The sequence below is a fragment of the Streptomyces sp. NPDC050619 genome (genome assembly GCF_040654815.1).
Taxonomy (GTDB): Bacteria; Actinomycetota; Actinomycetes; order Streptomycetales; family Streptomycetaceae; genus Streptomyces.
Genome location: NZ_JBFAIR010000190.1, coordinates 1 through 1,051 on the forward strand (window position 1 = coordinate 1; position 1,051 = coordinate 1,051).

Consider the following 1,051-nt stretch of genomic DNA (forward strand, 5'->3'; position numbering starts at 1 on the left):
TCGCTGACGGCGCCGACCAACGTCGTCTTGCCGACGCCGAATCCGCCGGCGACCAGTATCTTCAGCGCCAGGGGAGTCGTGTCGCCCGTATCGTCGGAGTGCGCGGAGACCATGATCACTTCTCTCGGGAGTTCCGGCCGCGATCGATGTCTGTGTGCGAAGTCGGCACCATGACAACTGTGGCTCCGCCGCGCGCGATCGGACCGCAATCCGCGCGATGTGATCGACTCGCGTCCGTTTGGTTCTGAACCTTCATCTAAAGTGCCCGCAACCCTTCGATGACCTCGCGCAGAATCCGTTCGTCGGGCAGTTGGGCCGGGGGCACAGGGCGGCTGACCGTCACGCAGCCGGTCTCCAGCAGGTCGCCCAGGAGCACCCTGACCACGCCCACGGGGAGGTCGGCACCCGTGGCGAGTTCGGCGACGGACTGCGTTTCGGGGCGGCACAGGTCGAGGAGCACCCGGTGCTCGGGGCCGAGCAGGGTGCCGCCGTCGACGACCTCAGCTCCGGGAATGAGCGTGACGAGCGCGATCAGGTCGAAGCGGATCCCGGTAGGTCCGGGTCTCGTACGGCCGCCCGTCATGGCGTACGGGCGCACCAGTGGCCCGGCCTCGTTGTCGTACCACTGGCTGCCCGGCTCCCGCCGGGCGGCCGTCGTGTCCTGGGTCATCGGTGGCGGACCCCCCTCTCGGCTCATCCGGCGGCGGGCGGCCGGGCCTCGACACGCGGGGGCGTGCCAAGGTGCTCGCCGACACGCTTGACCAGTCGTGCCATCTCATAAGCGACCAGGCCGATGTCGGCGGTCACGGCGCTGAGAACGGCGAGACACGAACCGTCTCCGGCGGCGGCCACGAAGAGGAAGGCGTCGTCCATCTCCACCATGGTCTGGCGTACGCCGCCTGCGCCGAAGTGCCGCCCCACGCCCTTGGCGAGGCTGTTGAAGCCCGAGGCCACGGCGGCGAGGTGCTCCGAGTCCTCCCGTTCGAGGTCGCTCGAGGCGCCGACCGCGAGTCCGTCGTTGGAGAGCACGACGGCGTGCCGTACCTCGCCC

General features: G+C 69.6%; 2 protein-coding genes and 1 pseudogene. All 3 read right to left on the reverse strand.

The window, feature by feature from the left end; translation table 11 throughout:
* A pseudogene (locus tag AB0I77_RS53940) lies at nucleotides 1-113 on the reverse strand (ATP-binding protein); the annotation flags it as partial.
* A 143-nt stretch (nucleotides 114-256) separates the two neighbouring features.
* Entirely contained in the window at nucleotides 257-670 is a 414-nt protein-coding gene (locus AB0I77_RS53945; protein ID WP_363290393.1) for a DUF742 domain-containing protein, read from the reverse strand.
* Nucleotides 671-693: 23 nt separating this feature from the next.
* On the reverse strand, nucleotides 694-1,051 hold a 358-nt coding region (locus tag AB0I77_RS53950), incomplete at its 5' end, for a roadblock/LC7 domain-containing protein (RefSeq protein WP_363290394.1).

Coding starts and splice junctions, on each gene's coding strand:
- AB0I77_RS53945 (WP_363290393.1), bottom strand. CDS start 670: ATGACCCAGGACACGACGGCCGCCCGGCGGGAGCCGGGCAGCCAGTGG.